Here is a 22,727-nt window from a genome sequence, read left to right as displayed (position 1 = left end):
TGCCTCGAATGTTTCAGTCGAGATCGAAGCGGGCAATAACCGGCACGTGATCGGAAGGACGCTCCCAGCCACGGGCATGGCGCAGAACCTGCAATTCTTTCATATGAGGTTCAAGATCTTTGGAACCCCAGACGTGATCGAGACGACGGCCGCGATCAGATGCATCCCAATCCTTGGCTCGGTAGCTCCACCAAGTGTAAATTTTCTGATCTGCAGGGATAACCTGCCGCATCAGATCACTCCAGCCGCCTTTCACCCGCAAATCTTCCAGTGTCTCGGTTTCAACCGGCGTATGGCTGACAATTTTCAGCATTTGCTTATGTGACCAGACATCATTTTCCAGCGGTGCAATATTCAGATCGCCCACCAGAATAGAAGAAAAACCATCACCGCGATCTGCCGTTACTGCCCGCATTTCCTCAAGGAAATTCAGCTTATGGGCAAATTTCGGATTGATCGTCACATCCGGTTCATCCCCGCCGGCAGGCACATAGAAATTATGGATGCGGATTGATTTACCGCCTGCCTGCACAACACTGCTGAGGTGACGGCAGTCCCCCATATCACAGAAGCCAATAACTTCCGTATTTTCCATCGGCCTGCGCGACAGTGTAGCTACACCGTGATAGCCCTTCTGACCGCTGATCGCGATGTGCTCATAACCGGCATTGCGCAGCTCTTTGAGCGGAAACTGGTTATCAGGGCATTTGGTTTCCTGCAGGCACAACACATCCGGTGTGTGCTTCTCCAGAAAGTCCAGAACCAGCGGCAAACGAAGGCGAACTGAATTGATATTCCAGGTGGCGACGGAAAAACTCATTAAACTGCTCAACGGGCTGAAGGGTAAAAGACAAAACAGGTGAGGTTTCACCATAGTTTGCGTAACATAAGCCGCTTATGCAGGATGTGCAAATGCAGGATAAATAAAAAATGCCGCGCTAAAGCAGACGCGGCATTTTCAATAGTTTGAACAAGGATCAGCGATTTTTGCGTTTCATAGCCAGACGCTGATAGTCAATCTTGAACATATTATCCGCAAAACGCACACCTTTCTGCACGTTGAAGATCATCACCGTGGTATCCTGACGCTGCGCATCGGTAATCGTCCACTGCTTCAATTCCGCATTGGCCGGATCAAACATCAGCGCAATTGTGGCATCGGCAAAAACCGCTTTGTCGCCCAAAATCATGGTCAGCGCATCCGGTTCGTTTTTCAAACCGCGCAAACGGCCGCCGCCCAGATCAACATGATCGCTGAGCAGCAATTTCAGTGGTGTTTTCGACAGCGGATACAAATCCCAAGTATCCAGCTTCTTATTATTGACGACGACGGATTCACCATCAGAGATCACGGTGATCGGCGATTTATCATAGTTGAAACGAATTTTACCCGGACGCTCAATGTAGAATTTACCGCCGGTCTGATCGCCTTTCGGACCAAACTGCACAAATTCACCGGTCATGGTTTTCACAGCTGTAAACTGATTGGCAATAGCCTGCGCCTGCGCACCACTATTTGCTGATTGCGCCTGCGCAAAACCGGTAGGCAGCAGCACGCCCAGAGCAATAGATGCAGCAGTGAGATATTTTGCGACCATGAAAGGCAATTTCAGTTTCATCAGAAACATACGCTCCCGTATTCGTTATGACGGTTTTCACCGTGTTCTTTTATCTTTTAAACCGGTAGTTTGACCTGACTATGGCAGAGCAAAATCAGTAATCATCATCCTGCGTCGGAACAAGAATATCGCGTTTGCCCGCATGATTGGCTGGCCCCACAATACCTTCTTCTTCCATACGCTCAATGATCGAAGCTGCGCGGTTATAACCAATGCCGAGACGGCGCTGGATATAGCTGGTTGAGGCCTTCTTATCACGCAACACCACCGCAACAGCCTGATCGTAAGGATCGTCGGAATTTTCCAGATTGGACGTACCGGACGGTGCGGAACCGCCCTCGTCCTCATCATCTTCCATAACGGCATCCAGATATTCCGGCACGCCCTGCGCTTTAAGGTGCTGAACCACCTGTTCAACTTCATCATCACCGACAAAAGGTCCGTGAACACGCTGGATACGACCGCCACCGGCCATAAATAACATATCACCCATACCCAAAAGCTGCTCTGCCCCCTGCTCACCAAGCACTGTGCGGCTGTCAATTTTGGAGGTAACCTGAAACGAAATACGGGTCGGGAAATTCGCCTTGATCGTACCGGTAATCACATCCACCGACGGGCGCTGCGTTGCCATAATCACATGGATACCGGCAGCACGAGCCATCTGTGCCAGACGCTGCACCGCGCCTTCAATATCCTTACCGGCAACCATCATCAGATCGGCCATTTCGTCGATAATCACGACGATATATGGCATTGGCGACAGATCCAGTTCTTCGGTTTCATAAACCGCCTCACCGGTATTGCGGTCAAAGCCGGTCTGTACCGTACGGGAAATCTGTTCGCCTTTTTTCTCGGCCAGTGAAACCCGACTGTTGAAACCGTCAATATTGCGAACGCCGACTTTCGACATTTTGCGATAGCGGTCTTCCATCTCGCGCACTGCCCATTTCAGTGCGACAACCGCTTTCTTCGGATCAGTCACCACAGGGGTGAGCAAATGCGGAATACCGTCATAAACGGAAAGTTCCAGCATTTTCGGATCAATCATAATCAGGCGGCATTCCTGCGGGGTCATGCGATAAACCAGTGACAGGATCATGGTATTAATCGCCACAGATTTACCGGAACCTGTGGTACCGGCTACCAGCACGTGAGGCATTTTGGCGAGATCGGCAATCACCGGCTCGCCATTAATGGTCTTGCCCAATGCCAGTGCCAGTTTTGTTTTGGTCTGCATGAAATCACGGCTCGCCAGCATTTCACGCAGAAATACCATTTCGCGCTTCGGATTAGGCAGTTCAATACCAATAGCATTGCGCCCCGGCACCACCGCCACACGGGCAGAAATCGCACTCATTGAACGGGCAATATCATCAGCCAGACCGATTACACGGGAAGATTTAATCCCCGGTGCCGGCTCCAGCTCATACATGGTTACAACCGGACCCGGCTTGACCTGAATAATCTCACCGCGCACACCGAAATCTTCCAGCACACCTTCCAGAACACGGGCATTCTGCTCCAGCGCTTCTTTCGACAAGGACGGATCACGCGCAACCACTTTCGGTTCGCTCAGATAATTGAGATCCGGCAGCATGAAGCGGCCGCCATTATTCACCGGATGCATTGGCGCACGGGCTGTCGGCGCCTTACGTGCCGCCTGCATACGCGGAGCTTGTACAGCCGCAGGTTGCTGCGGTGCCGGTGCATCATCATAATCATCATCGTCAAAATGCATGTCATCAGCAGCATGACCGGCAGGTTCAAAGCCCGGTTCAAAGCGCTGACCTGCTCCCCGACGCGCGACTGTCACATCACCGAACGGATCATCATCACGGTTGCGTTTGCGCGATGAAGACGGATTGCGTTTCAGACCGAACATGCGCCGCACCGATGCCTTGGCGCTCAGCATCCAGTGAGATGCAGCACCCAAGGTCGATGCGGACAGAGTTGAGAAGAAGCCCGCGCGGATTTCGCCGGTTTCCTCATCATAGTCTTCATCATAATGATCATCTACCACCTGACGTGCTTTGGCACGGACAGGTTTTGTCAGGCTGCGCTCACGGCCGATCAGGCCGCTGGCAAAGGCGCATAACCACAAAGCCGGAACGGACAAAATAACGGCAATACCAAGCGCAATCACACCGGTAGGGAATTCCCCCAAAAACACGCCCGGCACTTTGAGCACCATATCGCCGAACACACCGCCAAGGCCGATCTGCATCGGCCAGCTTTCCGGCGGCGTGACACAGCTGGCAATCGCAGCAAACAACAATGATGCAAAAAACCATGCAGAAATACGTCGTGCCAAACGGTCAATACGACCATTGACGATCATCAAAATGCCCCAGAAAACCAGCGGCAGCAGCACAACAACACTGGAAAGACCATAAAACTGCATGGCCAGATCGGCAAAAACCGCCCCCGGATAACCTGTAGCATTGGTCACTTCATTGGCTGTCGCATGGCTGAAACTCGGATCAGCCACATTCCATGTGGCAAGTGCGGCAACAGCGCCCGCCACCAAAGCCAGCAGCAACAGGCCGGAGAAAATATCAATCTGGCGGCGCAGCAAAGCGCTGAGCCTCAGACGTTCTCCCCGAATTTCCTGTTCATCTGGCCCGTAGGACGGTGAATAGCCTTGCCGCATGAAACCTGCCTCAATTTTTTTCACCTGTTTCAATCCGCAGAAATGCGGAAGACAGGTAAATTTTATGAATCGCGTCCGATCATACAATAATGGTAGTTAAGACAGCATTAACCATGAGTCCGTCATTCCTTGACATATTCAGCAGGCTTAAAATACAGAAACACGCCCGTTTTCGGGCGTGTTTTGTAATTTCACTCTGTTTTGCAGTGCATATCTCAATCGCGGACGCGGATCAGACCTTCCTGCGCCGTGGAGGCAATCAGCACACCGTCACGGGTAAAGATTGAACCGCGGTTGAAGCCGCGTGCACCGGTTGCCATCGGGCTGTCCTGACTATAGAGCAGCCAGTCATTCAGCCGGCACGGATGATGGAACCACATCGAATGATCAAGACTGGCAACCTGCATACCCGGATCAAACACCGCGCGTCCATGCGCATGCAGCGATGTATCCAGCAAAGTCATGTCTGAGAGATAGGCCAGAATTGCCGCCTGCAAGGCACGGTCATCCGGCACCTCACCGCAGGCGCGCACCCAGACATTTTGCTCCGGCGGCAACGGATCTTTGGTGAGATAATGACTGAGCGATACCGGTTTCATATCAATCGGCTGGTCGCGCTCCAGATATTTGCGCACGGCCTTTGGCGCCATCTGGATATATTGCTCTTTCATATCTTTGATGCTGAGCAGTTTTTCCGGCATCGGCACATGAAGAGGCATCGGAATCTGATGCTCAAGCCCTGCTTCATCAATCTGGAACGAGGCAGACAAAGTAAAAATAGCCTCGCCATGCTGGATCGCAACCACCTGACGGGTCGAAAAGCTCGAACCGTCACGAAGCCGTTCCACACGATAAATAATCGGAATGGAAGGATCGCCGGGGCGCATGAAATAGCCGTGCAGGGAATGGACAAAGCGTCCTTCCTCAACAGTGCGCTGTGCCGCAACCAGTGCCTGACCAATCACCTGCCCGCCAAAAACCCGCTGCCAGCCCACCTGAGGGCTACGTCCGCGGAACAGATTATGTTCCAGCGGCTCCAGATCAAGGATCGACAAAAGTTCTTTCATTGCTTCAGACATAGGAAACTCATTTTCTGCAATAGCTATACTATGGCTACAACCGGTCGTCTGGCGGCGCAAGGGATTGCGGGTAAAAACTGCGGCATTTCCGCTTGAGACAAACCGGCTTAAAGCCTATCTACATCTATGTGTTATAAAGCACGAACTGGTTGAAGGAGAACTGACAGTCCTGCAAACCTGTCGTGCAGAGAAGGAAACCGTCATGGCCAAATCGTCCCGCAAATCATCTCCGGCTGCTGCTGAGGCGGCATCTGCTCCGGTCAAAACTGATGTTCTGATCGCGGGCGCGGGTTATGTGGGGATGACCACGGCGGTTGCCATTAAAACCGGCGCACCTCAACTGGATGTCACAATCATTGATGCTGCACTGGCCGGTCAGTGGAAAAAAGATCCCCGCGCTTCGGCGATTGCCGCTGCCGCCACCCGTATGCTGGAACAGCTTGGTTGCTGGCAGGCGATCAAACCGGATGCACAGCCGATCAATGACATGGTGATCACCGATTCCCGCGTGTCCGATCCGGTGCGCCCTGTTTTCCTGACCTTTGCCGGTGAAGTAAATCCGGGTGAACCTTTCGCCCATATGGTTGAAAACAAGGTTCTCAATGCCTCGCTTCATGCCAAGGCAACTGAACTCGGAATTAATGTGATTGAAGGCTGCGGTGTGGACGGTTTTACCACCGAATCCAATGCCGTGACTGTAACACTGGCCGATGGCCGCATACTGGAAACAAGACTGCTGGTCGGCGCCGATGGCGTGCGCTCCCGTATGCGCGATCAGGCCGGTATTAAAACCGTTCACTGGAGCTATGGTCAGTCTGGCATTGTCTGCAATGTCTCCCATGAGCGTCCGCATGAAGGCCGCGCGATTGAACACTTCCTGCCTGCAGGGCCTTTTGCCATTCTGCCGCTCAAAGGCAACCGCTCCTCCCTCGTCTGGGCAGAGCGCACTGAAGATGCAAACCGTCTGGTTGCGCAGGATGATTTTGTTTTTGAAGCCGAACTGGAACAGCGCTTCGGTCATCATCTGGGCGAAATCCGCGTAGAAGGCAACAAGCGTGCATTCCCACTGGGTCTCACATTGGCGCGTGAATTTGTAAAGCCACGTTTCGCACTGGTCGGTGATGCCGCGCACGGTATTCACCCGATTGCCGGACAGGGGCTTAATCTCGGTTTCCGCGATGCGGCAACGCTGGCACAGGTGATTGTTGATACCGAGCGCCTCGGCCTTGATATCGGTTCTTTTGCTGCACTCGAAAAATACCAGACATGGCGCCGCTTCGACACCGTGCAGATGGGCGTCAGCACCGATGTTCTGACCCGATTGTTTTCTAATGACAATCTGGCACTACGCACCGTGCGCGATATCGGGCTCGGTCTTGTTGACCGCCTGCCGGTGATGAAGAACTATTTCATCAAACAGGCCGCCGGTTTCGGTAAGGAAAACCCGCGCCTGTTACAAGGTGAAGCGATCTGACAAAAATCTGCTTGGATTGCACTGGATAATAGGCACGTCAAAACTATTTCTTTTCATAGAGTCTCAGACACGGGATCAATTAGGAGAGAGACAATGAACCGAACTGCCACGGCCATCTGGAACGGCGACCTGAAAACCGGCACCGGAAAACTGACAACCCAGAGCACCGCACTCAATGAACTGCCTTACAGCTTTAAATCACGCACTGAAGATATACACGGCAATGCAGGCACCAATCCGGAAGAACTGATTGGTGCTGCCCATGCCGGTTGCTTTGCCATGATGCTGTCGTCCCTGCTTTCCACCAATGGCACCCCACCAACGGAATTACAGGCAACCGCGACCATCAGCACCGTGCCGAATGAAGGCGGCGGTTTTTCCATTGCCAAAAGCGATCTGACCTTGCGCGCACGTGTCGCCAATATTTCCGAAAATGATTTTCAGAAACTGGCCAAACAAGCCAAAGAAAATTGTCCTGTCTCCCGCGCGTTGAATGCGCTGGAAATCAATCTCACGGCCACATTGCTTTAAATCTGAGTACAATTAAAAAAAGCCGCAGATTTGATCTGCGGCTTTTTTCTTTCAAGCGCATCCCGAAAAGTGTGAAGCGGTTTTCGGAATAAGATGTGCGTCAAATCATATAAAAAGAGCGGTTCTATCGATTAGCATTAACTGTAACCGCTCTAAGCGGGCATGTGACAGACAACTTCGATAATATGCCCGTCCGGGTCTTTAACCTGAGCACTAAAATAGTCCGCATGATAATTCGGGCGTAAAACCGGTGCGCTGTGCTCAACACCGCCTGCACTGAGTGCTGCCTGATAAAAGCGCTCAACTTCGCCGCGTGTGCCCGCCAGAAATGCCAGATGCATTTTTCCCTGATAGGCTGAACCTTTTTGTGAGCCGATCCAGAATTCCGGCTTGCCGTGACGGCCATAGCCCTGCCAGTTGCCGAATTCCGTGACAGCATCAATGCCCAGTGGTGCCAAAGCAGCAGAGTAAAAAGCCCGCGCTTTATCTTTATTGGTGACCATAAATCCGATCTGATCCAGCATAGCGGCCTCCGCCAAAGATTACACAACTTATGCAAACACGAAACGCTGACAGCGCGTAAGAGTTGCAGACTAAAGCATAAAAATTTAAGCGCGCTTAATCGGGCAGATTTATGAAGCCACAAAAAAGGCACCGCGAACGGTGCCTTTTAGTTTTTTGGTTATTCGCCGTGATTATACGCGGCGCTCGACCATCATTTTCTTGATCTCGGCAATCGCCTTTGCAGGGTTCAGGCCTTTAGGGCAGGTCTGCGCGCAGTTCATGATCGTGTGGCAGCGATAAAGACGGAACGGATCTTCGAGATTATCGAGACGTTCGCCTTTTGCTTCATCACGCGAGTCAATCAACCAGCGATAAGCCTGCAACAATACGGCAGGACCGAGATAACGGTCGCCGTTCCACCAGTAGCTCGGGCACGACGTCGAGCAGCAGGCGCAGAGAATGCACTCATAAAGACCATCAAGCTTGGCGCGGTCTTCATGGCTCTGCAGCCACTCTTTCTGCGGCTCAGGCGAAACCGTTTTCAGCCATGGCTCAATCGAGCGGTGCTGTGCATAGAAATGGCTCAGATCAGGCACCAGATCCTTCACAACCGGCATATGCGGCAGAGGATAGATCTTAACAGTGCCTTTGATATCTTCCATGCCTTTGGTGCATGCAAGCGTATTCGAACCATCAATATTCATAGCGCAGGAGCCGCAAATACCTTCACGGCACGAGCGACGCAGCGTCAGAGTCGGATCAATCTTGTTCTTGATGTACAGAAGTGCATCGAGAACCATCGGGCCGCAATCATCAAGATCAACATAAAATGTGTCGAGACGCGGGTTCTGACCGTCATCCGGCGACCAGCGGTAAATCTTGAATTCACGCAGGTTCGTTGCACCCGCAGGTTTGTCCCAGACTTTGCCGGGACGGATCTGCGAATTCTTGGGAAGTGCCAGTTCTACCATTGCTCTTTCCCCAATCCTTAGTAAACGCGCGCTTTAGGCGCAATTTTAGCGAGGCTGATGCCACCGTCTTCTTCCTTGACCAGCGGGTCAAGATGAACAGGGCGGCTGCCAAGCGTAACTTTACCGTCTTCTGAGAGCCAGGACAGCGAGTGCTTGCGCCAGTTCACGTCATCACGGTTCGGGAAATCCTCATGGGCATGGGCACCACGGCTTTCCTTACGGGCTTCAGCGGCCACAACAGTGGTCATCGCATTGGCCATCAGGTTTTCCAGCTCCAATGTTTCCATCAGGTCGGAGTTCCAGATCAATGAGCGATCAGTCACTTTAATATCCGGCATTTCTTTCCAGATCGCGGCCATACGTTCACAACCCTGTTTCAGGGATTCTGAGGTACGGAATACTGCAGCATCTTCCTGCATGGTGCGCTGCATTTTTTCACGCAGAACAGCAGTCGGAGTGCCGCCGTCAGCAAAGCGCAGACGGTCAAAACGTTCCATGATCTTATCGCAGGCAGCGAGATTGAGATCAGGAATTTTTGCAGCGCGGTCAATCACTTCACCGGCGCGGATTGCAGCCGCACGGCCGAATACCACGAGATCGATCAGCGAGTTTGAACCGAGACGGTTTGCACCATGCACGGACGCACAACCGGCTTCACCCACAGCCATCAGACCAGGCTGTACACGATCAGGATTTTCTTCCGTCGGGTTCAGCGCTTCACCCCAATAGTTGGTCGGCACGCCGCCCATATTGTAGTGAACTGTCGGCAGAACCGGAATCGGCTCTTTGGTCAGATCAACACCGGCGAAAATCTTGGCGCTTTCCGAAATACCCGGCAGACGCTCATGCAGAATTGCCGGATCAAGATGATCCAGATGCAGATAAATGTGATCTTTGTTCTTGCCAACGCCGCGGCCTTCACGGATCTCAATGGTCATGCAGCGGGACACAACGTCACGCGATGCCAGATCCTTAGCGGAAGGTGCATAACGCTCCATAAAGCGCTCACCCTCAGAGTTCACAAGATAACCGCCTTCACCGCGTGCGCCTTCAGTAATCAGGCAGCCTGCGCCGTAAATACCGGTCGGGTGGAACTGAACGAATTCCATATCCTGCAGAGGCAGACCGGCACGTGCAACCATACCGCCACCATCGCCGGTGCAGGTATGGGCAGAGGTTGCCGAGAAATACGAACGACCGTAACCGCCGGTGGCCAGGACGACCATTTTAGCGGAGAAACGGTGAATGGTGCCGTCATCGAGGTTCCAAGCCACAACACCGGTGCAAACACCGTCAGTCATGATCAGATCAAGCGCAAAATATTCAATGAAGAACTGCGCATTGTTCTTGAGCGACTGGCCGTAGAGCGTGTGCAGAATAGCGTGACCGGTACGGTCGGCAGCAGCACAGGTACGCTGTACCGGAGGGCCGTCACCGAAGTTCTGCATATGACCGCCGAACGGACGCTGATAGATTTTACCTTCCTCTGTACGGGAGAACGGCACGCCGTAATGTTCCAGCTCATAAACCGCCGCAGGCGCTTCACGAGCCAGATATTCCATGGCGTCTGTATCACCGAGCCAGTCGGAGCCTTTAACAGTGTCATACATATGCCACTGCCAGCTGTCCGGACCCATATTGGAAAGCGAAGCAGCAATACCGCCCTGCGCTGCAACCGTGTGGGAGCGCGTCGGGAAAACTTTGGTAATACAGGCTGTTTTAAAGCCCTGCTCTGCCATACCCAGTGTTGCACGCAAGCCTGCACCACCGGCACCGACAACCACAACGTCAAATTTGTGGTCGACATAGGTATATTTGCTGCCGTTAGCAGCTGTGTCTTTAGTTGTTGCCATTTGGCCTATCAACCTCCGAAGCTGAGCTTGAGGATTGCAAATACACTCGCGCCGCCAACAACAATCGCAAAGAAGGTGTTGAGCATAACGCAAACAATCTTCAGGCCTTCGCCGTGAATATAATCTTCGATAATAACCTGCATGCCCAGACGCATGTGATAAACACCGGTCAGAACAAACAGTGCCATCACAATCGCATTAAACGGATGGGCGATTGCAGCGCGGACTTCTGCATAATCTGCACCATTGAGGCAGATAATCAGGCCGATGAAATAAATCACCAGCGGCACAAGTGCGACAGCACTCATACGCTGTGTCCAGAAATGGCCGGTGCCTTCCTTGGCAGAACCAAGGCCGCGAACCTTACCCAGAGGGGTGCGCATATCTTGCATATATCAGTCCTCTCAGCGCAGGCTATAAGCCACAACCCAGATCAGGATTGTCGCAATCACGGAAAATACCACAGTCGCCCAGGCCATTTTGCTGGCGGTGTGTTTTTCGAGGCCTGCGCCCATATCCCAGATGAAATGGCGGATACCGCCTGCCAGATGCTGCATCAAAGCCCATGTGTAGCCGAACAGCACAAGGCGTCCGATCCATGAGCCGAACAGGCCGTTGACGAAATTAAAGCAATCTTCACTGACCGCTGCGGAAATCAGCCATACTGCAAGCAATACGGTGCCGAAATAGAGTGCGCCGCCGGTGATGCGGTGAATGATCGACGTTGTCATGGTAATTGCCGGTTTATAAATCGACAAATGCGGTGACAGCGGGCGCTGGCTTTTGACTATTGGTCTTGTTGTCATAGCTATCCTGGTAAATGTTACCGATAAACAGGCCTTGCTAAACATGCCGCTATACCGGCAAAATCTATGGTCTGTTCATGCCCAACAGAGTCTATATCTATGATGAACCTGCGCCCAGCATAGATATAAACTCTGTCATTTTAACATGCTGCGCAATTCTTGAAGCTTCACAGGCTCAGGAGCCGCGCAGTAGAGCGAATACGGCCAAGATCGTTTAAAGGACGACCATGTTAAGGCTTATCTACTGCGCTTTTGTCACCACGTCAAAGTCACAACCATGCGGCCAGCCATGCAATTAGTCGCACCTGAGCAGAGAGATGACGTTTTAAACGGTTTTATGCGGCCTATTACCTGACATCCGCGATAAAAATAAAATCCGGCGGCAGTTAAATTGTCCTGATTATGAGCCGCCGGACTGTGTTTCAACAGGTTTACTGGAGATGTGGTGCAAAACGAATCACAAAACTGCTCCAGTCCGCTGTGGCCGCGACCTGTTCATACAGCTTGCGGCCATCTTCCGGCTGACGCGGTGCATTGAGTGCCAGCTTGCTCCATGAGCGCTCTTCGGCCTTATCAGCCAGCACATCAATCAAAGCCTTGGCGATACCTTTTTTGCGGTGCTCGTGATGGACGTAAATATGGTCCACCTGCCCTGCGCGCATGCCCGATACCGGCTCCGGCAGATCATAGAAAATCACAAAGCCGACCAGTACGCCATCAAGCCGCGCACCGAGCAATTCAGCACTGCGATCCTGCAACAGCTTTTCCGCATAATATTCATCCGGACGGCGCGGTGCACCGCGCTTCAGCGCCTGCGCATAATCGGCCAGCAAAGGCGCAAGTTCACGGGCATCACGTAAGTGAAGCAATGAAATATCAATAGCGTGATCCTGTGTCATGATGCCTTCCCTTTTGGCGAATAAGAACTAGTGGTCTGATTCCGACATTTGCATTCCGTGGGGTATTGTGCAGAGCAAATGTCGGAATCAAAAAGACCACTAAAGACTATATAAAACTAGTGGATTTTTTGAATTTGACGTTTGGAGCAGCGCTTGTTTCAGTCGGCAGCCAAACGTCAAATTCAATCCACTAGAGTAGCTGCTTCGTTAAAAAAAACCAGCCTAATCAATGCTGCTTTAGCTGAAAAGAAAAACCCGCCCATTGATCTTACGCAATGAGCGGGTTTTTTCTTACGATGCCGAATTAATGCCTGAATCAAAAAGCGGCAGGCGTAAGCGAAAATGGTGATTTCAAGAACCGACGCGCAGCGTACATAAAAGTACGTGAGCATCGGAAGCACAGAAATTGCCATTTGCAGCCAAGCATGGCGACTTTTAGATCAGGTATTTAGTTCCAATCACGGATATCAACAAAATGCCCCGCCACGGCTGCGGCTGCGGCCATTGCAGGCGACACCAGATGCGTGCGGCCTTTAAAGCCCTGACGACCTTCAAAGTTACGGTTGGAGGTCGATGCACAACGCTCACCCGGCTTCAAACGGTCATCATTCATTGCCAGACACATCGAGCAGCCCGGCTCACGCCAGTCAAAGCCTGCTTCGATGAAAATCTTGTCCAGACCTTCAGCTTCAGCCTGCTCTTTTACAAGACCGGAACCCGGAACAATCATCGCATTGACAGTGGAGGCAACTTTTTTACCTTCAACCATACGTGCAGCATCGCGCAGATCTTCAATGCGGCCATTGGTGCAGGAGCCGATAAAGACGCGATCAATCGCAATATCGGTGATCTTGGTGCCAGGCTTCAGATCCATATATTCCAGCGCACGCCATTTCGATGAACGCTTGGTATCATCCTGAATGTCATCAGGGTTCGGCACCACATCGGTCACAAAAACCACGTCTTCCGGCGAAGAACCCCATGTGACAACCGGTGAGATTTCAGCGGCATCAAGAGTCACAATCTTATCGAAATGCGCGCCTTCATCGGAGCTCAGGGTCTTCCAGTAAGCCAGAGCCTGTTCAAACTGCTCGCCCTTAGGTGCGCGTGGCTTGCCACGGATATAATCAAAAGTTGTCGCATCAGGTGCGATCAGACCAGCGCGTGCGCCGCCTTCAATCGACATGTTACAGACCGTCATACGGCCTTCCATGGTCAAAGAGGTGATTGCATCACCGGCATATTCAATCACGTAACCTGTACCACCGGCAGTGCCGATTTTACCGATGATCGCCAGTGTAATGTCTTTCGCAGTCACACCTGCTGCCAGTTTGCCATCCACACGCACCAGCATGTTTTTAGCTTTTTTCTGGATCAGGGTTTGGGTGGCCAGTACGTGCTCCACTTCGGATGTACCGATACCATGCGCCAGCGAACCGAAGGCGCCGTGGGTAGAAGTGTGGCTGTCGCCGCAAACAATCGTCATGCCCGGCAGGGTGAAGCCCTGTTCAGGACCGACAATATGCACAACACCCTGACGCTTATCGCGCTCGGAATAATATTCAACGCCGAACTCGGCCGCATTTTTGGCCAGAGCTTCAACCTGAATACGGCTTTCTTCATTCTTGATGCCATTCACACGATCTGCCGAAGTCGGCACGTTATGGTCAACAACAGCAAGGGTGCGTTCCGGATGGCGCACTTTGCGGCCAGCCATACGCAGACCTTCAAAAGCCTGAGGGCTGGTCACTTCATGCACAAGATGGCGATCAATATAAAGCAGGCAGGTACCGTCATCCTGCTGATCTACCAGATGATCGTCCCAGATCTTGTCATAGAGTGTACGCGGCGCGCTCATGGCTCTTAGTATCCTTTGCAAGCGTTCTGCGGCCATTACCTCCCGGCAATCACAGGACCACAGAACCGATATGATTATGGTTCATATGCACCCGCTATGCGATTTCGTCAAGAAATGACAAGCGGAACAGGGTGTCGCAGCAAGATTATTACCCAAGCGGCATTTAATCTTTGCAAATAGAAAAAGGGCGACCCTGAGGCCGCCCTTATCCCTGGAAATTTTATAATCGCAGAAAGATGCAGAAAATTATTCTGCAGCTGCCTTGGCAGCAGCATCACGCTCAGCAGCGCGCTTGTCTGCTTCACGTTCAGCTTTCGAACGATTGTCTTTTTTCTCAACGATACGGGCAGCCTTACCGGTAAGACCACGAAGGTAGTAAAGTTTCGCACGACGGACTTTACCGCGGCGAACAACTTCAACGCCTTCAACCAGCGGAGAATAAACAGGGAATACGCGCTCTACGCCTTCGCCGTAAGAAATCTTACGAACGGTGAAGCTTTCCTGCAGACCTGCGCCCGAACGGCCGATGCAAACGCCTTCGTAAGCCTGTACACGGGTACGTGTACCTTCAGTTACGCGTACGAGAACGCGAACTGTGTCACCGGCGTCGAAATCTGGCAGAACGCGCTTTTCAGCAATCTTTGCAATCTGTTCAGCTTCAAGCTGCTTAATAATGTTCATAGTTTTAATCCTTCTGATTCTTCTCGAACAGTCAGAGCGCTATCACTTGCAAAACAGTCTTTGCCGTCATGCTATGCCGTTAAGACAGGAGCGGTTTCACTACTCATTGATTTCAGGTCAACGAAAATCGGATTTCAGGAAATCCCGAAATGTGAGGCGGCAATACACCATTACCGCCCGTGAATCAACTCAACTCTGCAAGAAGTTCTGATTCAGTTGCGACCGATCCGTCCCAAATGCGTATCCTGAAAAGAGGACGCATATTTCAGCCCGTAGCCCAGCATCCGGTCAAAAGCGATATGCGCAGTCCAGATCAGCACATAAGGCCACAACCATTGCTGCCCTGACACATACATCAGCAGGCCAAGCGCGGCCACACTCAGAAAACTATGACCGGCATTATAGACCAGCGCACCGATACGGTTGCCAAATGCATAACCTGCCATAGTAATGTCAGGCACCAGAAACAACAGCGCAAACCACCACCAGCCCTCACCGCTTTGCGCATAAAACCCCAGAGCAATCAGTAAAATAGCTGCATATTCCGCACGTCTCAGAATCTGCATTATTTACTCCTGTTCTGATAGGCCTCCCACAAATCGGGACGGCGCTCACTGGTAATGCGCTTTGCTTCTTCCAACCGCCATTGATCGACAGCCTTATGATTACCGGACGTCAGCACAGCGGGAATAGAGCGCCCTTCCCATTCCTGCGGACGGGTATAATGCGGATGCTCAAGCAGGCCGGTTTCAAAACTCTCGGTCTCACCGGATTCATGATTGCCCATCACACCCGGAATCAGCCGGACAATCGCGTCAAGCAGCACAATCGCACCGGTTTCACCACCGGAGAGAATATAGTCCCCGACCGAAACTTCCATCAGATTGCGTGCTTCAATAACCCGTTCATCCACGCCTTCAAAACGACCGCAGAGAATCACTGCACCCTCGCCGCTCGCCAGTTCGCGCACCAAATCCTGAGTCAAAGGTCGCCCACGTGGGCTCATCAGAATACGCGGGCGGTTATCCTGTTCTAGGCTATCAAGTGCACGCGCTACAACATCCGGTTTCATCACCATACCTGCGCTGCCGCCAGCCGGTGTGTCATCAACCATCCGGTGTTTATCGAGCGCAAAATCTCTGATCTGGACGGCTTCAAGCTGCCATTTATCATCGCGCAAGGCGCGGCCTGCAAGGGCAGAGCCCAGCGGCCCCGGAAACATCTCAGGATAAAGGGTCAGGACAGATGCTTTGAAACTCATTACCGCGCCCATCCGTCATCATCAGTCTCAGGTGTCTCAGGCTCATCACCCTCTTCATCCGCAGAGGTTGAACCGTCATCAACAAGACCTGCCGCCAGCGGATCAATCAGAATCGCACCTTCTTCCATCAGAATTTCCGGTACAGAAGTCAGTGTAAACGGGATCATAACCGGCTTTTTGCCGCTTTCTTTGATCTCCAGCACATCACCGCCGCCGAAATTAAACACGGCAGAGACTTTACCATAGGACACGCCTGCGCTGTCGCGCACGGCAAGGCCGATCAGATCGGTGTAATAAAATTCGTCCTCATCGAGATCCTGCGGCAGCTGCGCATGATCAACATAAAGCTCTTTGCCATTCAGCGCTTCCGCCGCATTGCGATCCTCAACACCGGCAAAGCGCACCACGACCACAGTTTTGCTCGGGCGGATCGACAGCACTTCATAGCTTTTACCGGATGCATCATAAAGCAGACCATAGGAGCCCAGATCCATAGGGTCGCCCGTATAGGTTTTAACGCGCACTTCCCCTTTGATGCCATGGGCAGCGCCGATAACGGCGAGCTGAACCGGATTATCAAGATTTGCAACCCGCACCGGACTGCCTTTTTTCTGAGAAGACATGAAAAACCTTAAACTGTGGCGGCAACGGTTCCGTAACCTCGCCGTGAGAAACTCTATTTTTATTAAGATAACCGGATTACAGATTCAATCCATGCAAACGGCCAAAACGGAAACCTCAAAAGCAGAATTTCTGATTATCGCTGCGCCCGACCTCAATCAGGCGCGTCAGGACTGGCTTGGCAGCTTAACCAACAGCCGCAGACTGGCCGCCCATACGCTGAATGCCTATGAGCGCGATACCCGTCAGTTTCTGCAATTCATGACCGGCCATCTGGGCACACCACCGGCTTTGAAAGATGTCTCGAATCTACGCATTACAGATTTGCGCTCCTATCTGGCCTCACGCCGTAATGACGGAGCCGGTGCCCGCACTCTCGGGCGCGGTCTTGCCGGTGTGCGCTCGCTGCTGCGCTATCTCGAAAAACAGGGGCTGGCCAATGCAGCTGGTGCCAGCGCTATACGCGCACCACGCCAGCCGAAATCTCTGCCCAAACCTTTGTCGGCTGATGCAGCTTTGCGGGTTGTCAACACACAGCAACAGCTGGCGGAAGAGCCATGGATTGCCGCACGCAATGCCGCTGTTCTCACTCTGCTTTACGGCTGCGGCTTGCGTATTTCAGAAGCGCTTGGTCTGACACCGGATGCCGTGGCCGACACAACAGCCCGCTCCCTGACAATTCAGGGTAAAGGCGGCAAAAGCCGCCTCGTACCGCTGCTGCCTGCCGTTCATCAGGCAATTGCCGAATATCGCCGCCTCTGCCCCTTTCATTTGAACGGCACAATGCCGCTGTTTCGCGGTGCTAAAGGTGGTGCACTCCATGCCGGTATTATCCAGCGGGAAATGCAGAAGATGCGCTGCGCGCTCAGTCTACCGGAAACCGCAACACCCCATGCTTTGCGGCATTCTTTTGCGACCCATCTTCTGGCGCGCGGCGGCGATCTGCGCACCATTCAGGAACTGCTTGGCCATGCCAGCCTTTCCACTACACAGGTCTATACCGGCGTGGATACCGATCGCCTGCTAGAAATTTACGACAAAGCACACCCCCGTGCGCACCCTTAAGCACCATCAATAGCGGCAGAAAATCTCCGATCTTTCTTGACAAGCCGCAGATCAGCAGCGATTGACTTTACTCAAGTGTTTCAAATGGAAGCACCGTCACGAGAAGAAGACGATGCCGAACCCAAATAAAAAAGCTGACCAGACGCATTTGCGCAGTCAGGCCGACGAAATTAAAGCCCTCCTGAACCAGCGCCCTGTGGTGCTTGTCGGACTTATGGGAGCAGGAAAATCCACTATCGGCAAGAAAATGGCCGCAATGCTGGATTTGCCGTTTTTCGATCTCGATACGGAAATCGAAAATGTCTCCCGTATGAGCGTTACTGAATTATTTGCCTCCTATGGCGAGCCGGAATTCCGCGATCTTGAACGCCGTGTTATGCAGCGCCTGCTGGAAGGCGGATCAATGATCCTCGCAACCGGCGGCGGCGCTTTCATGAATGAACAGACCCGCGAGAATATTGCTTCTGCCGGTATTTCCGTCTGGCTCAATGCGGAACTGGATGTGCTGATGGAGCGCGTTTTACGCCGTCAGGATCGTCCGCTTTTGAAAAATGACGATCCGCGTGCAGTGATGCAGAAGCTGATGACCGAACGTTATCCGGTCTATGCTACAGCTGATCTGAGTATCATCTCCCGCGATGAAAAGCGTGAAGTGATTGCACAGGAAGTCATCACCTTGCTGCTCGATCATTTACGCAAGACCGAACCAATCCAAGACTAAATCATAATCACGAGTATCTCCCATGACATCTACCGGACATGTTGCAACCGAAACCGTTCATGTATCACTGGGAGACCGCTCTTATGACATTCTGATCGGCAGCGGCCTGATTGCCCGCGCCGGTCAGGAGATTGCTGCACGTCTGCCGGGCATCCGTGCGGCTGTGGTCACCGATGAAAATCTTGCCAAGCTGCATTTGCCATCACTGCTCGACGCTTTGGAAGCTGCCGGTATTAATGCGACACCGGTCGTGGTTGCTGCCGGTGAAAAATCCAAAGGCTTTGCCACGCTTGAAACTGTGACCAATGACATTCTCAAAGCCCGCCTTGAACGCGGCGATGCTGTTATTGCTCTGGGCGGCGGTGTGATCGGTGATCTCGCCGGTTTCGTTGCCGGTATTGTGCGCCGTGGCATGAATTTCATCCAGATTCCGACTTCATTGCTGGCGCAGGTTGATTCTTCTGTCGGTGGCAAAACCGGCATCAACACCGCTTACGGCAAAAACCTTGTCGGCGTTTTCAATCAACCGCAACTGGTGCTGGCTGATACAGATATTCTCGACACTTTGAGCAAGCGTGAATTCGCTGCCGGTTACGCAGAAGTTGCCAAATATGGTCTGATCGATCAGCCGGAATTTTTCGAATGGCTGGAAAACAACTGGCAGGGTATCTTTACAGGCGGTGCTGCACGCCAGCAGGCCATTGCCACCTCCTGCCGCGCCAAGGCAGCCGTTGTTGCCCGCGATGAGCGTGAAACCGGCGATCGTGCCTTGCTCAATCTCGGCCATACATTCGGTCACGCATTGGAAACTGCCACCAATTATGATTCCTCACGCCTTGTGCATGGTGAAGCCGTTGCCATCGGCATGGTACTGGCGCATCAATTCTCTGCACGCCTCGGTCTGATTTCAGAAGATATTGCTGTGCGGGTAGAAAAGCATTTGAAAGCTGTCGGCCTGCCGGTTTCGATGAAAGAGATTGCCGGTCTGCCCTCCGCAGATGTGCTGATGTCTTATATTGCACAGGACAAAAAAGTGTCGCGCGGCTCGCTGACTTTCATCCTGACCCGTGGTCTTGGCCAGTCTTTCATCGCCAAAAATGTCAATGCAGCTGATGTAGAGGCTTTCCTGCAGGAAAAACTGGCTTAAAACTCCGTATCATCAATTTAAAAAAACCGCTCGCAAATGAGTTTTGCGAGCGGTTTTTGTTTAAGCCCTTATGGCTTGTGGCACACAATGCCGACGAGCCGCCGTACCAGCGGCAGCACCAGCAACAACACCGGAAATGCCACGATCCACGACAGCCCCCATGCGGGCATCCAGTGCGATAAAAGATCAGCCCTGAACCCGAGATTTTTCAGTGTGGCAATCAGAGACACAACAAAAGTCATCAGGACAGAGAGAATAAAAGGCATCACAACCGGAATGTAACGTGCCGGAAGCTTCGGAAAAGCAGGAACAGATTTGGAAGATTGCATAATCATTTCCGTAAATTTGCGGTCTTACACATCAGCACATCCCTCCCGCCCGAGACAGGAGCTTGTCCGGTGTAAGACCGGCATGGATGCGTTGCTTAACGTTAAACGCTTACGGAAGAGCCAAAAGCTCACTGCTGCCTCATAACAGCAGATGACAAAGGAAACAAGTAACCGGAAGTCTGCGGTTACTTGTTTTGAATAATCAGGCCGGTTTGCGGGTACGGCGGGTCGGCTCCCCCGGTGCGCTCGGTTCCAGCGCAATCGCATGCAGACCGCTCTGCAATTCTTCATCCAGCTGCGCATTGATCGCACGATGACGGTCAACGCGGCTCAAACCTGTAAAAGCCTCTGCCACAATTATAACGCGGTAATGTGTTTCACCGGTACCGTCGAACACTTCCTCATGACCGCCGTCTGTGTGATGATGACCGGCATGAAGATGACTTTCATTGATGACATCAAGCAACACAGGCTGAAAAGCCTCAGATAGTTTTGCGGTAATCCGTTCTTGACGCGTCAAAGGAATAGACATTCTGATCTCCTGCCCCCATATAGGGACTATGTTATGTGCATGCGTTACCATTCCGGTATACATAATGCAGCTAAATCCCGATTTCACGTCTGCTTCGACTCTCGGCCCCGCAGGGTTCGGTCATGCGTCGTGAAATGTCAATTCTTGTATCATCAGATCTGACCCCGTAATATTGATATCATGGCAACGAATTCAAAATTTTTTGACAGCATCCGTATCCGTTCCCGCAAGGAAGACAAAAAACCGGCTGGCCCGCAGTGCCAGTGGGAAGGATGCGAAGAAACCGGAACACACAAAGCGCCTGCGGGCGGTGCGCGTGAAGGCCTTTATCTGCACTTCTGTCTGGATCACGTCCGCGAATATAATAAAAACTTCAATGCTTTCTCCGGTCTTAGCGATGAGGAAATCGCCAAGTTCCAGAAGAATGCGGCCGTTGGTGACCGTCCGACATGGACAACTACCAAAAACTCCACTTCGCGCCAGTCAGCCCCGCAATTTGCCCGTATGCGTTCAGGCACGGCAGCCTATCACAATAAGATCCGTGATCCGCTGAACCTCTTTGAACAAACACGCGCCCGTGCGGAAGCTGCAACCCCGACCAGACGCCCGCGTCCGCTCGAATCCAAGGCTTTTGCAACCCTGGGCATTGCGGCAAATTCGACCAGCGACGCGATCAAATCGCGCTATAAAGAGCTGGTAAAGCAGCATCATCCGGACGCCAATGGCGGCGATCGCGGTTCGGAAGAACGTTTCCGCGAAGTTGTGCAAGCTTATCAATTGCTAAAGACCGCAGGTTTTTGCTAAACAGGCAAAGACTAAAGCATGCCGCCCGAAAACGGATACCGGTTTTGGGTGAAAGACATGCGGTAAAACAAAGATTATTTGCAGGGAACAAAGGGAAATTACGGAAGCAAAAAACTTTCGTTCCCTGTTAACCTGCCGAAACAACTACACCGGCACAGCACTTCAGACAGTTTCAGCAAAAACCGGAACTGTTTGTGCCGGAAGAACTGAGCCAAGACGAACAGAAAGCGATAGAGGGGTTTTCCGCTGCAGGAAAAGGGAAAGGCTCTCTGAACATATGATGATACAGCGGCATGCAGGCGCCGCTCAGGAGGCATGATGAGCAAGGTTGATCTCGACATAAACAATATGCCGGACACAACTGTATCGGTGCGTGACGTGTTCGGGATTGATTCCGATATGATCGTGCCCGCTTACAGCAAAAAAGATCCGCATGTACCGGATGCAGATCCGGATTACATTTTTGACCGCCAGACAACCTTGGCGATTCTCGCCGGCTTTGCCTATAACCGCCGCGTTATGGTCTCCGGCTATCACGGCACCGGTAAATCCACCCATATTGAACAGGTTGCAGCCCGTCTGAACTGGCCATGTGTTCGCGTTAACCTCGACAGCCATGTCAGCCGTATTGATCTGATCGGTAAAGATGCCATCGTCGTCAAAGACGGTATGCAGGTTACCGAATTCAAAGACGGTATTCTGCCATGGGCCTATCAGAACAATGTTGCTCTGGTGTTCGACGAATATGATGCCGGTCGTCCGGACGTGATGTTCGTTATCCAGCGTGTTCTGGAATCGTCCGGCCGTCTGACCCTGCTCGATCAGAGCCGCGTTATCAACCCGCATCCGGCATTCCGCATGTTTGCAACCGCGAACACTGTCGGTCTCGGTGACACCACCGGTCTTTACCACGGCACCCAGCAGATCAATCAGGCGCAGATGGACCGTTGGTCGATCGTCACCACGCTGAACTATCTGCCGCATGACAATGAAGTTGAGATCATTCTCGCCAAGTCCAAGCATTACCAGAATGCGGAAGGCCGTGAGATCGTCTCGAAAATGGTTCGCGTTGCCGATATGACCCGTCAGGCTTTCATCAATGGCGATCTGTCGACCGTTATGAGCCCGCGTACTGTGATTACATGGTCCGAAAATGCCAATATTTTCACCGATGTCGGCTTTGCATTCCGCTTAACCTTCCTGAACAAATGCGACGAGCTGGAGCGCCCGATTGTTGCTGAGTTCTACCAGCGTGCTTTCGGACAGGAACTGCCTGAATCCGCAGTTAATGTCGTGCTTGCATAAAACGCACAAAGCGT

24 protein-coding genes are annotated in these 22,727 nt (G+C 52.3%); 7 read left to right on the top strand and 17 right to left on the bottom strand.

The window, feature by feature from the left end; all coding sequences use genetic code 11:
* Positions 1-13: 13 nt before the first annotated feature.
* The 4 genes from F7P81_RS06185 to tesB all read right to left on the bottom strand — a co-directional run bounded on the left by F7P81_RS06185 (position 14) and on the right by tesB (position 5,351).
* Complete coding sequence (locus tag F7P81_RS06185) at positions 14-820, bottom strand: exodeoxyribonuclease III (RefSeq protein ID WP_116088598.1); 807 nt, start codon at positions 818-820, stop codon at positions 14-16.
* Positions 821-977: 157 nt separating this feature from the next.
* Positions 978-1,619, bottom strand: coding sequence for an outer membrane lipoprotein carrier protein LolA (locus F7P81_RS06180; protein ID WP_306402257.1), 642 nt, complete (start codon positions 1,617-1,619; stop codon positions 978-980).
* A 94-nt stretch (positions 1,620-1,713) separates the two neighbouring features.
* A complete protein-coding gene (locus F7P81_RS06175) occupies positions 1,714-4,272 on the bottom strand; it encodes an FtsK/SpoIIIE family DNA translocase (RefSeq protein WP_151159001.1) in 2,559 nt (852 codons plus the stop codon).
* A 215-nt stretch (positions 4,273-4,487) separates the two neighbouring features.
* The gene (tesB, locus tag F7P81_RS06170) at positions 4,488-5,351 is read right to left on the bottom strand and encodes an acyl-CoA thioesterase II (protein ID WP_033315854.1); all 864 of its coding nucleotides are present in this window, start codon (positions 5,349-5,351) and stop codon (positions 4,488-4,490) included.
* A 202-nt stretch (positions 5,352-5,553) separates the two neighbouring features.
* On the opposite strand from tesB, the gene F7P81_RS06165 reads away from it, so the two are divergent.
* Both F7P81_RS06165 and F7P81_RS06160 read left to right on the top strand, forming a co-directional pair.
* The gene (locus F7P81_RS06165) at positions 5,554-6,825 is read left to right on the top strand and encodes a ubiquinone biosynthesis hydroxylase (RefSeq protein ID WP_151158872.1); all 1,272 of its coding nucleotides are present in this window, start codon (positions 5,554-5,556) and stop codon (positions 6,823-6,825) included.
* A 93-nt stretch (positions 6,826-6,918) separates the two neighbouring features.
* Positions 6,919-7,356 carry an OsmC family protein gene (locus tag F7P81_RS06160; protein ID WP_022709741.1) on the top strand — a complete coding sequence of 146 codons (438 nt, stop codon included), beginning with the start codon at positions 6,919-6,921 and terminating at the stop codon, positions 7,354-7,356.
* Between the two features lie 152 nt (positions 7,357-7,508).
* Here the strand turns inward: F7P81_RS06160 and F7P81_RS06155 are convergent, their stop codons facing one another.
* From F7P81_RS06155 to rimM, 11 genes are all read right to left on the bottom strand, one after another.
* A complete protein-coding gene (locus tag F7P81_RS06155; protein WP_151158871.1) occupies positions 7,509-7,880 on the bottom strand; it encodes a VOC family protein in 372 nt (123 codons plus the stop codon).
* Between the two features lie 171 nt (positions 7,881-8,051).
* On the bottom strand, positions 8,052-8,831 hold the full coding sequence (locus F7P81_RS06150) for a succinate dehydrogenase iron-sulfur subunit (protein ID WP_022709743.1): 780 nt from the start codon (positions 8,829-8,831) through the stop codon (positions 8,052-8,054).
* 17 nt (positions 8,832-8,848) lie between these two features.
* Positions 8,849-10,684 carry a succinate dehydrogenase flavoprotein subunit gene (gene sdhA / locus F7P81_RS06145; protein ID WP_151158870.1) on the bottom strand — a complete coding sequence of 612 codons (1,836 nt, stop codon included), beginning with the start codon at positions 10,682-10,684 and terminating at the stop codon, positions 8,849-8,851.
* Positions 10,685-10,692: 8 nt separating this feature from the next.
* Entirely contained in the window at positions 10,693-11,076 is a 384-nt protein-coding gene (gene sdhD / locus F7P81_RS06140) for a succinate dehydrogenase, hydrophobic membrane anchor protein (protein ID WP_022709745.1), read from the bottom strand.
* Between the two features lie 12 nt (positions 11,077-11,088).
* On the bottom strand, positions 11,089-11,490 hold the full coding sequence (gene sdhC, locus F7P81_RS06135) for a succinate dehydrogenase, cytochrome b556 subunit (RefSeq protein ID WP_022709746.1): 402 nt from the start codon (positions 11,488-11,490) through the stop codon (positions 11,089-11,091).
* A gap of 431 nt (positions 11,491-11,921) precedes the next feature.
* On the bottom strand, positions 11,922-12,389 hold the full coding sequence (locus tag F7P81_RS06130) for a GNAT family N-acetyltransferase (protein ID WP_022709747.1): 468 nt from the start codon (positions 12,387-12,389) through the stop codon (positions 11,922-11,924).
* Positions 12,390-12,837: 448 nt separating this feature from the next.
* Positions 12,838-14,247 (bottom strand): 3-isopropylmalate dehydratase large subunit, encoded by a 1,410-nt coding sequence (gene leuC / locus F7P81_RS06125; RefSeq protein WP_075653887.1) that lies wholly within the window; start codon positions 14,245-14,247, stop codon positions 12,838-12,840.
* A gap of 246 nt (positions 14,248-14,493) precedes the next feature.
* Complete coding sequence (gene rplS, locus F7P81_RS06120) at positions 14,494-14,928, bottom strand: 50S ribosomal protein L19 (RefSeq protein ID WP_022709749.1); 435 nt, start codon at positions 14,926-14,928, stop codon at positions 14,494-14,496.
* A 212-nt stretch (positions 14,929-15,140) separates the two neighbouring features.
* Positions 15,141-15,494, bottom strand: coding sequence for a DUF4260 domain-containing protein (locus F7P81_RS06115; RefSeq protein WP_151158869.1), 354 nt, complete (start codon positions 15,492-15,494; stop codon positions 15,141-15,143).
* Positions 15,494-16,189: a tRNA (guanosine(37)-N1)-methyltransferase TrmD gene (gene trmD / locus F7P81_RS06110; protein ID WP_151158868.1), complete on the bottom strand. Its 696-nt coding sequence runs from the start codon at positions 16,187-16,189 to the stop codon at positions 15,494-15,496. The genes F7P81_RS06115 and trmD overlap by 1 nt, the downstream gene beginning before the upstream one ends.
* Positions 16,189-16,812 (bottom strand): ribosome maturation factor RimM, encoded by a 624-nt coding sequence (gene rimM / locus F7P81_RS06105; RefSeq protein ID WP_075653893.1) that lies wholly within the window; start codon positions 16,810-16,812, stop codon positions 16,189-16,191. The genes trmD and rimM overlap by 1 nt, the downstream gene beginning before the upstream one ends.
* 91 nt (positions 16,813-16,903) lie before the next feature.
* On the opposite strand from rimM, the gene F7P81_RS06100 reads away from it, so the two are divergent.
* From F7P81_RS06100 to aroB, 3 genes are all read left to right on the top strand, one after another.
* A complete protein-coding gene (locus tag F7P81_RS06100) occupies positions 16,904-17,875 on the top strand; it encodes a tyrosine recombinase XerC (RefSeq protein WP_151158867.1) in 972 nt (323 codons plus the stop codon).
* Positions 17,876-17,987: 112 nt separating this feature from the next.
* A complete protein-coding gene (locus tag F7P81_RS06095) occupies positions 17,988-18,596 on the top strand; it encodes a shikimate kinase (protein WP_022709754.1) in 609 nt (202 codons plus the stop codon).
* A 22-nt stretch (positions 18,597-18,618) separates the two neighbouring features.
* Complete coding sequence (gene aroB / locus F7P81_RS06090) at positions 18,619-19,743, top strand: 3-dehydroquinate synthase (protein WP_151158866.1); 1,125 nt, start codon at positions 18,619-18,621, stop codon at positions 19,741-19,743.
* A gap of 68 nt (positions 19,744-19,811) precedes the next feature.
* On the opposite strand, the gene F7P81_RS06085 is transcribed toward aroB, so the two are convergent.
* Both F7P81_RS06085 and F7P81_RS06080 read right to left on the bottom strand, forming a co-directional pair.
* On the bottom strand, positions 19,812-20,072 hold the full coding sequence (locus F7P81_RS06085) for a DUF2798 domain-containing protein (RefSeq protein ID WP_022709756.1): 261 nt from the start codon (positions 20,070-20,072) through the stop codon (positions 19,812-19,814).
* Between the two features lie 202 nt (positions 20,073-20,274).
* Positions 20,275-20,604: a BolA family protein gene (locus F7P81_RS06080; RefSeq protein WP_022709757.1), complete on the bottom strand. Its 330-nt coding sequence runs from the start codon at positions 20,602-20,604 to the stop codon at positions 20,275-20,277.
* A 180-nt stretch (positions 20,605-20,784) separates the two neighbouring features.
* Here F7P81_RS06080 and F7P81_RS06075 point away from each other — a divergent pair, with 180 nt between their 5' ends.
* Together F7P81_RS06075 and cobS are read left to right on the top strand one after the other, a co-directional pair.
* Complete coding sequence (locus F7P81_RS06075) at positions 20,785-21,408, top strand: J domain-containing protein (protein ID WP_022709758.1); 624 nt, start codon at positions 20,785-20,787, stop codon at positions 21,406-21,408.
* Between the two features lie 318 nt (positions 21,409-21,726).
* Positions 21,727-22,713, top strand: a complete 987-nt coding sequence (gene cobS / locus F7P81_RS06070; RefSeq protein WP_022709759.1) for a cobaltochelatase subunit CobS — start codon at positions 21,727-21,729, stop codon at positions 22,711-22,713.
* The last annotated feature ends 14 nt before the right edge of the window (positions 22,714-22,727 follow it).

This window comes from Pseudochrobactrum saccharolyticum (genome assembly GCF_008801715.1).
GTDB classification, from domain to species: Bacteria; Pseudomonadota; Alphaproteobacteria; order Rhizobiales; family Rhizobiaceae; genus Pseudochrobactrum; species Pseudochrobactrum saccharolyticum.
Note: the sequence above shows the minus strand (reverse complement) of the source record. Positions and strands in the feature narration are given on the sequence as shown.

Bases quoted from the DNA above. Each gene is read 5' to 3' on its own strand.
- F7P81_RS06085 (WP_022709756.1), bottom strand. From the start codon at position 20,072: ATGCAATCTTCCAAATCTGTTCCTGCTTTTCCGAAGCTTCCGGCACGT.
- F7P81_RS06080 (WP_022709757.1), bottom strand. From the start codon at position 20,604: ATGTCTATTCCTTTGACGCGTCAAGAACGGATTACCGCAAAACTATCT.
- sdhD (WP_022709745.1), bottom strand. From the start codon at position 11,076: ATGCAAGATATGCGCACCCCTCTGGGTAAGGTTCGCGGCCTTGGTTCT.
- rplS (WP_022709749.1), bottom strand. From the start codon at position 14,928: ATGAACATTATTAAGCAGCTTGAAGCTGAACAGATTGCAAAGATTGCT.
- F7P81_RS06150 (WP_022709743.1), bottom strand. From the start codon at position 8,831: ATGGTAGAACTGGCACTTCCCAAGAATTCGCAGATCCGTCCCGGCAAA.
- leuC (WP_075653887.1), bottom strand. From the start codon at position 14,247: ATGAGCGCGCCGCGTACACTCTATGACAAGATCTGGGACGATCATCTG.
- F7P81_RS06175 (WP_151159001.1), bottom strand. From the start codon at position 4,272: ATGCGGCAAGGCTATTCACCGTCCTACGGGCCAGATGAACAGGAAATT.
- rimM (WP_075653893.1), bottom strand. From the start codon at position 16,812: ATGTCTTCTCAGAAAAAAGGCAGTCCGGTGCGGGTTGCAAATCTTGAT.
- sdhA (WP_151158870.1), bottom strand. From the start codon at position 10,684: ATGGCAACAACTAAAGACACAGCTGCTAACGGCAGCAAATATACCTAT.
- F7P81_RS06100 (WP_151158867.1), top strand. From the start codon at position 16,904: ATGCAAACGGCCAAAACGGAAACCTCAAAAGCAGAATTTCTGATTATC.
- F7P81_RS06130 (WP_022709747.1), bottom strand. From the start codon at position 12,389: ATGACACAGGATCACGCTATTGATATTTCATTGCTTCACTTACGTGAT.
- F7P81_RS06185 (WP_116088598.1), bottom strand. From the start codon at position 820: ATGAGTTTTTCCGTCGCCACCTGGAATATCAATTCAGTTCGCCTTCGT.
- F7P81_RS06165 (WP_151158872.1), top strand. From the start codon at position 5,554: ATGGCCAAATCGTCCCGCAAATCATCTCCGGCTGCTGCTGAGGCGGCA.
- F7P81_RS06180 (WP_306402257.1), bottom strand. From the start codon at position 1,619: ATGAAACTGAAATTGCCTTTCATGGTCGCAAAATATCTCACTGCTGCA.
- F7P81_RS06155 (WP_151158871.1), bottom strand. From the start codon at position 7,880: ATGCTGGATCAGATCGGATTTATGGTCACCAATAAAGATAAAGCGCGG.
- F7P81_RS06115 (WP_151158869.1), bottom strand. From the start codon at position 15,494: ATGCAGATTCTGAGACGTGCGGAATATGCAGCTATTTTACTGATTGCT.
- F7P81_RS06160 (WP_022709741.1), top strand. From the start codon at position 6,919: ATGAACCGAACTGCCACGGCCATCTGGAACGGCGACCTGAAAACCGGC.
- F7P81_RS06095 (WP_022709754.1), top strand. From the start codon at position 17,988: ATGCCGAACCCAAATAAAAAAGCTGACCAGACGCATTTGCGCAGTCAG.
- tesB (WP_033315854.1), bottom strand. From the start codon at position 5,351: ATGTCTGAAGCAATGAAAGAACTTTTGTCGATCCTTGATCTGGAGCCG.
- sdhC (WP_022709746.1), bottom strand. From the start codon at position 11,490: ATGACAACAAGACCAATAGTCAAAAGCCAGCGCCCGCTGTCACCGCAT.
- F7P81_RS06075 (WP_022709758.1), top strand. From the start codon at position 20,785: ATGGCAACGAATTCAAAATTTTTTGACAGCATCCGTATCCGTTCCCGC.
- trmD (WP_151158868.1), bottom strand. From the start codon at position 16,189: ATGAGTTTCAAAGCATCTGTCCTGACCCTTTATCCTGAGATGTTTCCG.
- aroB (WP_151158866.1), top strand. From the start codon at position 18,619: ATGACATCTACCGGACATGTTGCAACCGAAACCGTTCATGTATCACTG.
- cobS (WP_022709759.1), top strand. From the start codon at position 21,727: ATGAGCAAGGTTGATCTCGACATAAACAATATGCCGGACACAACTGTA.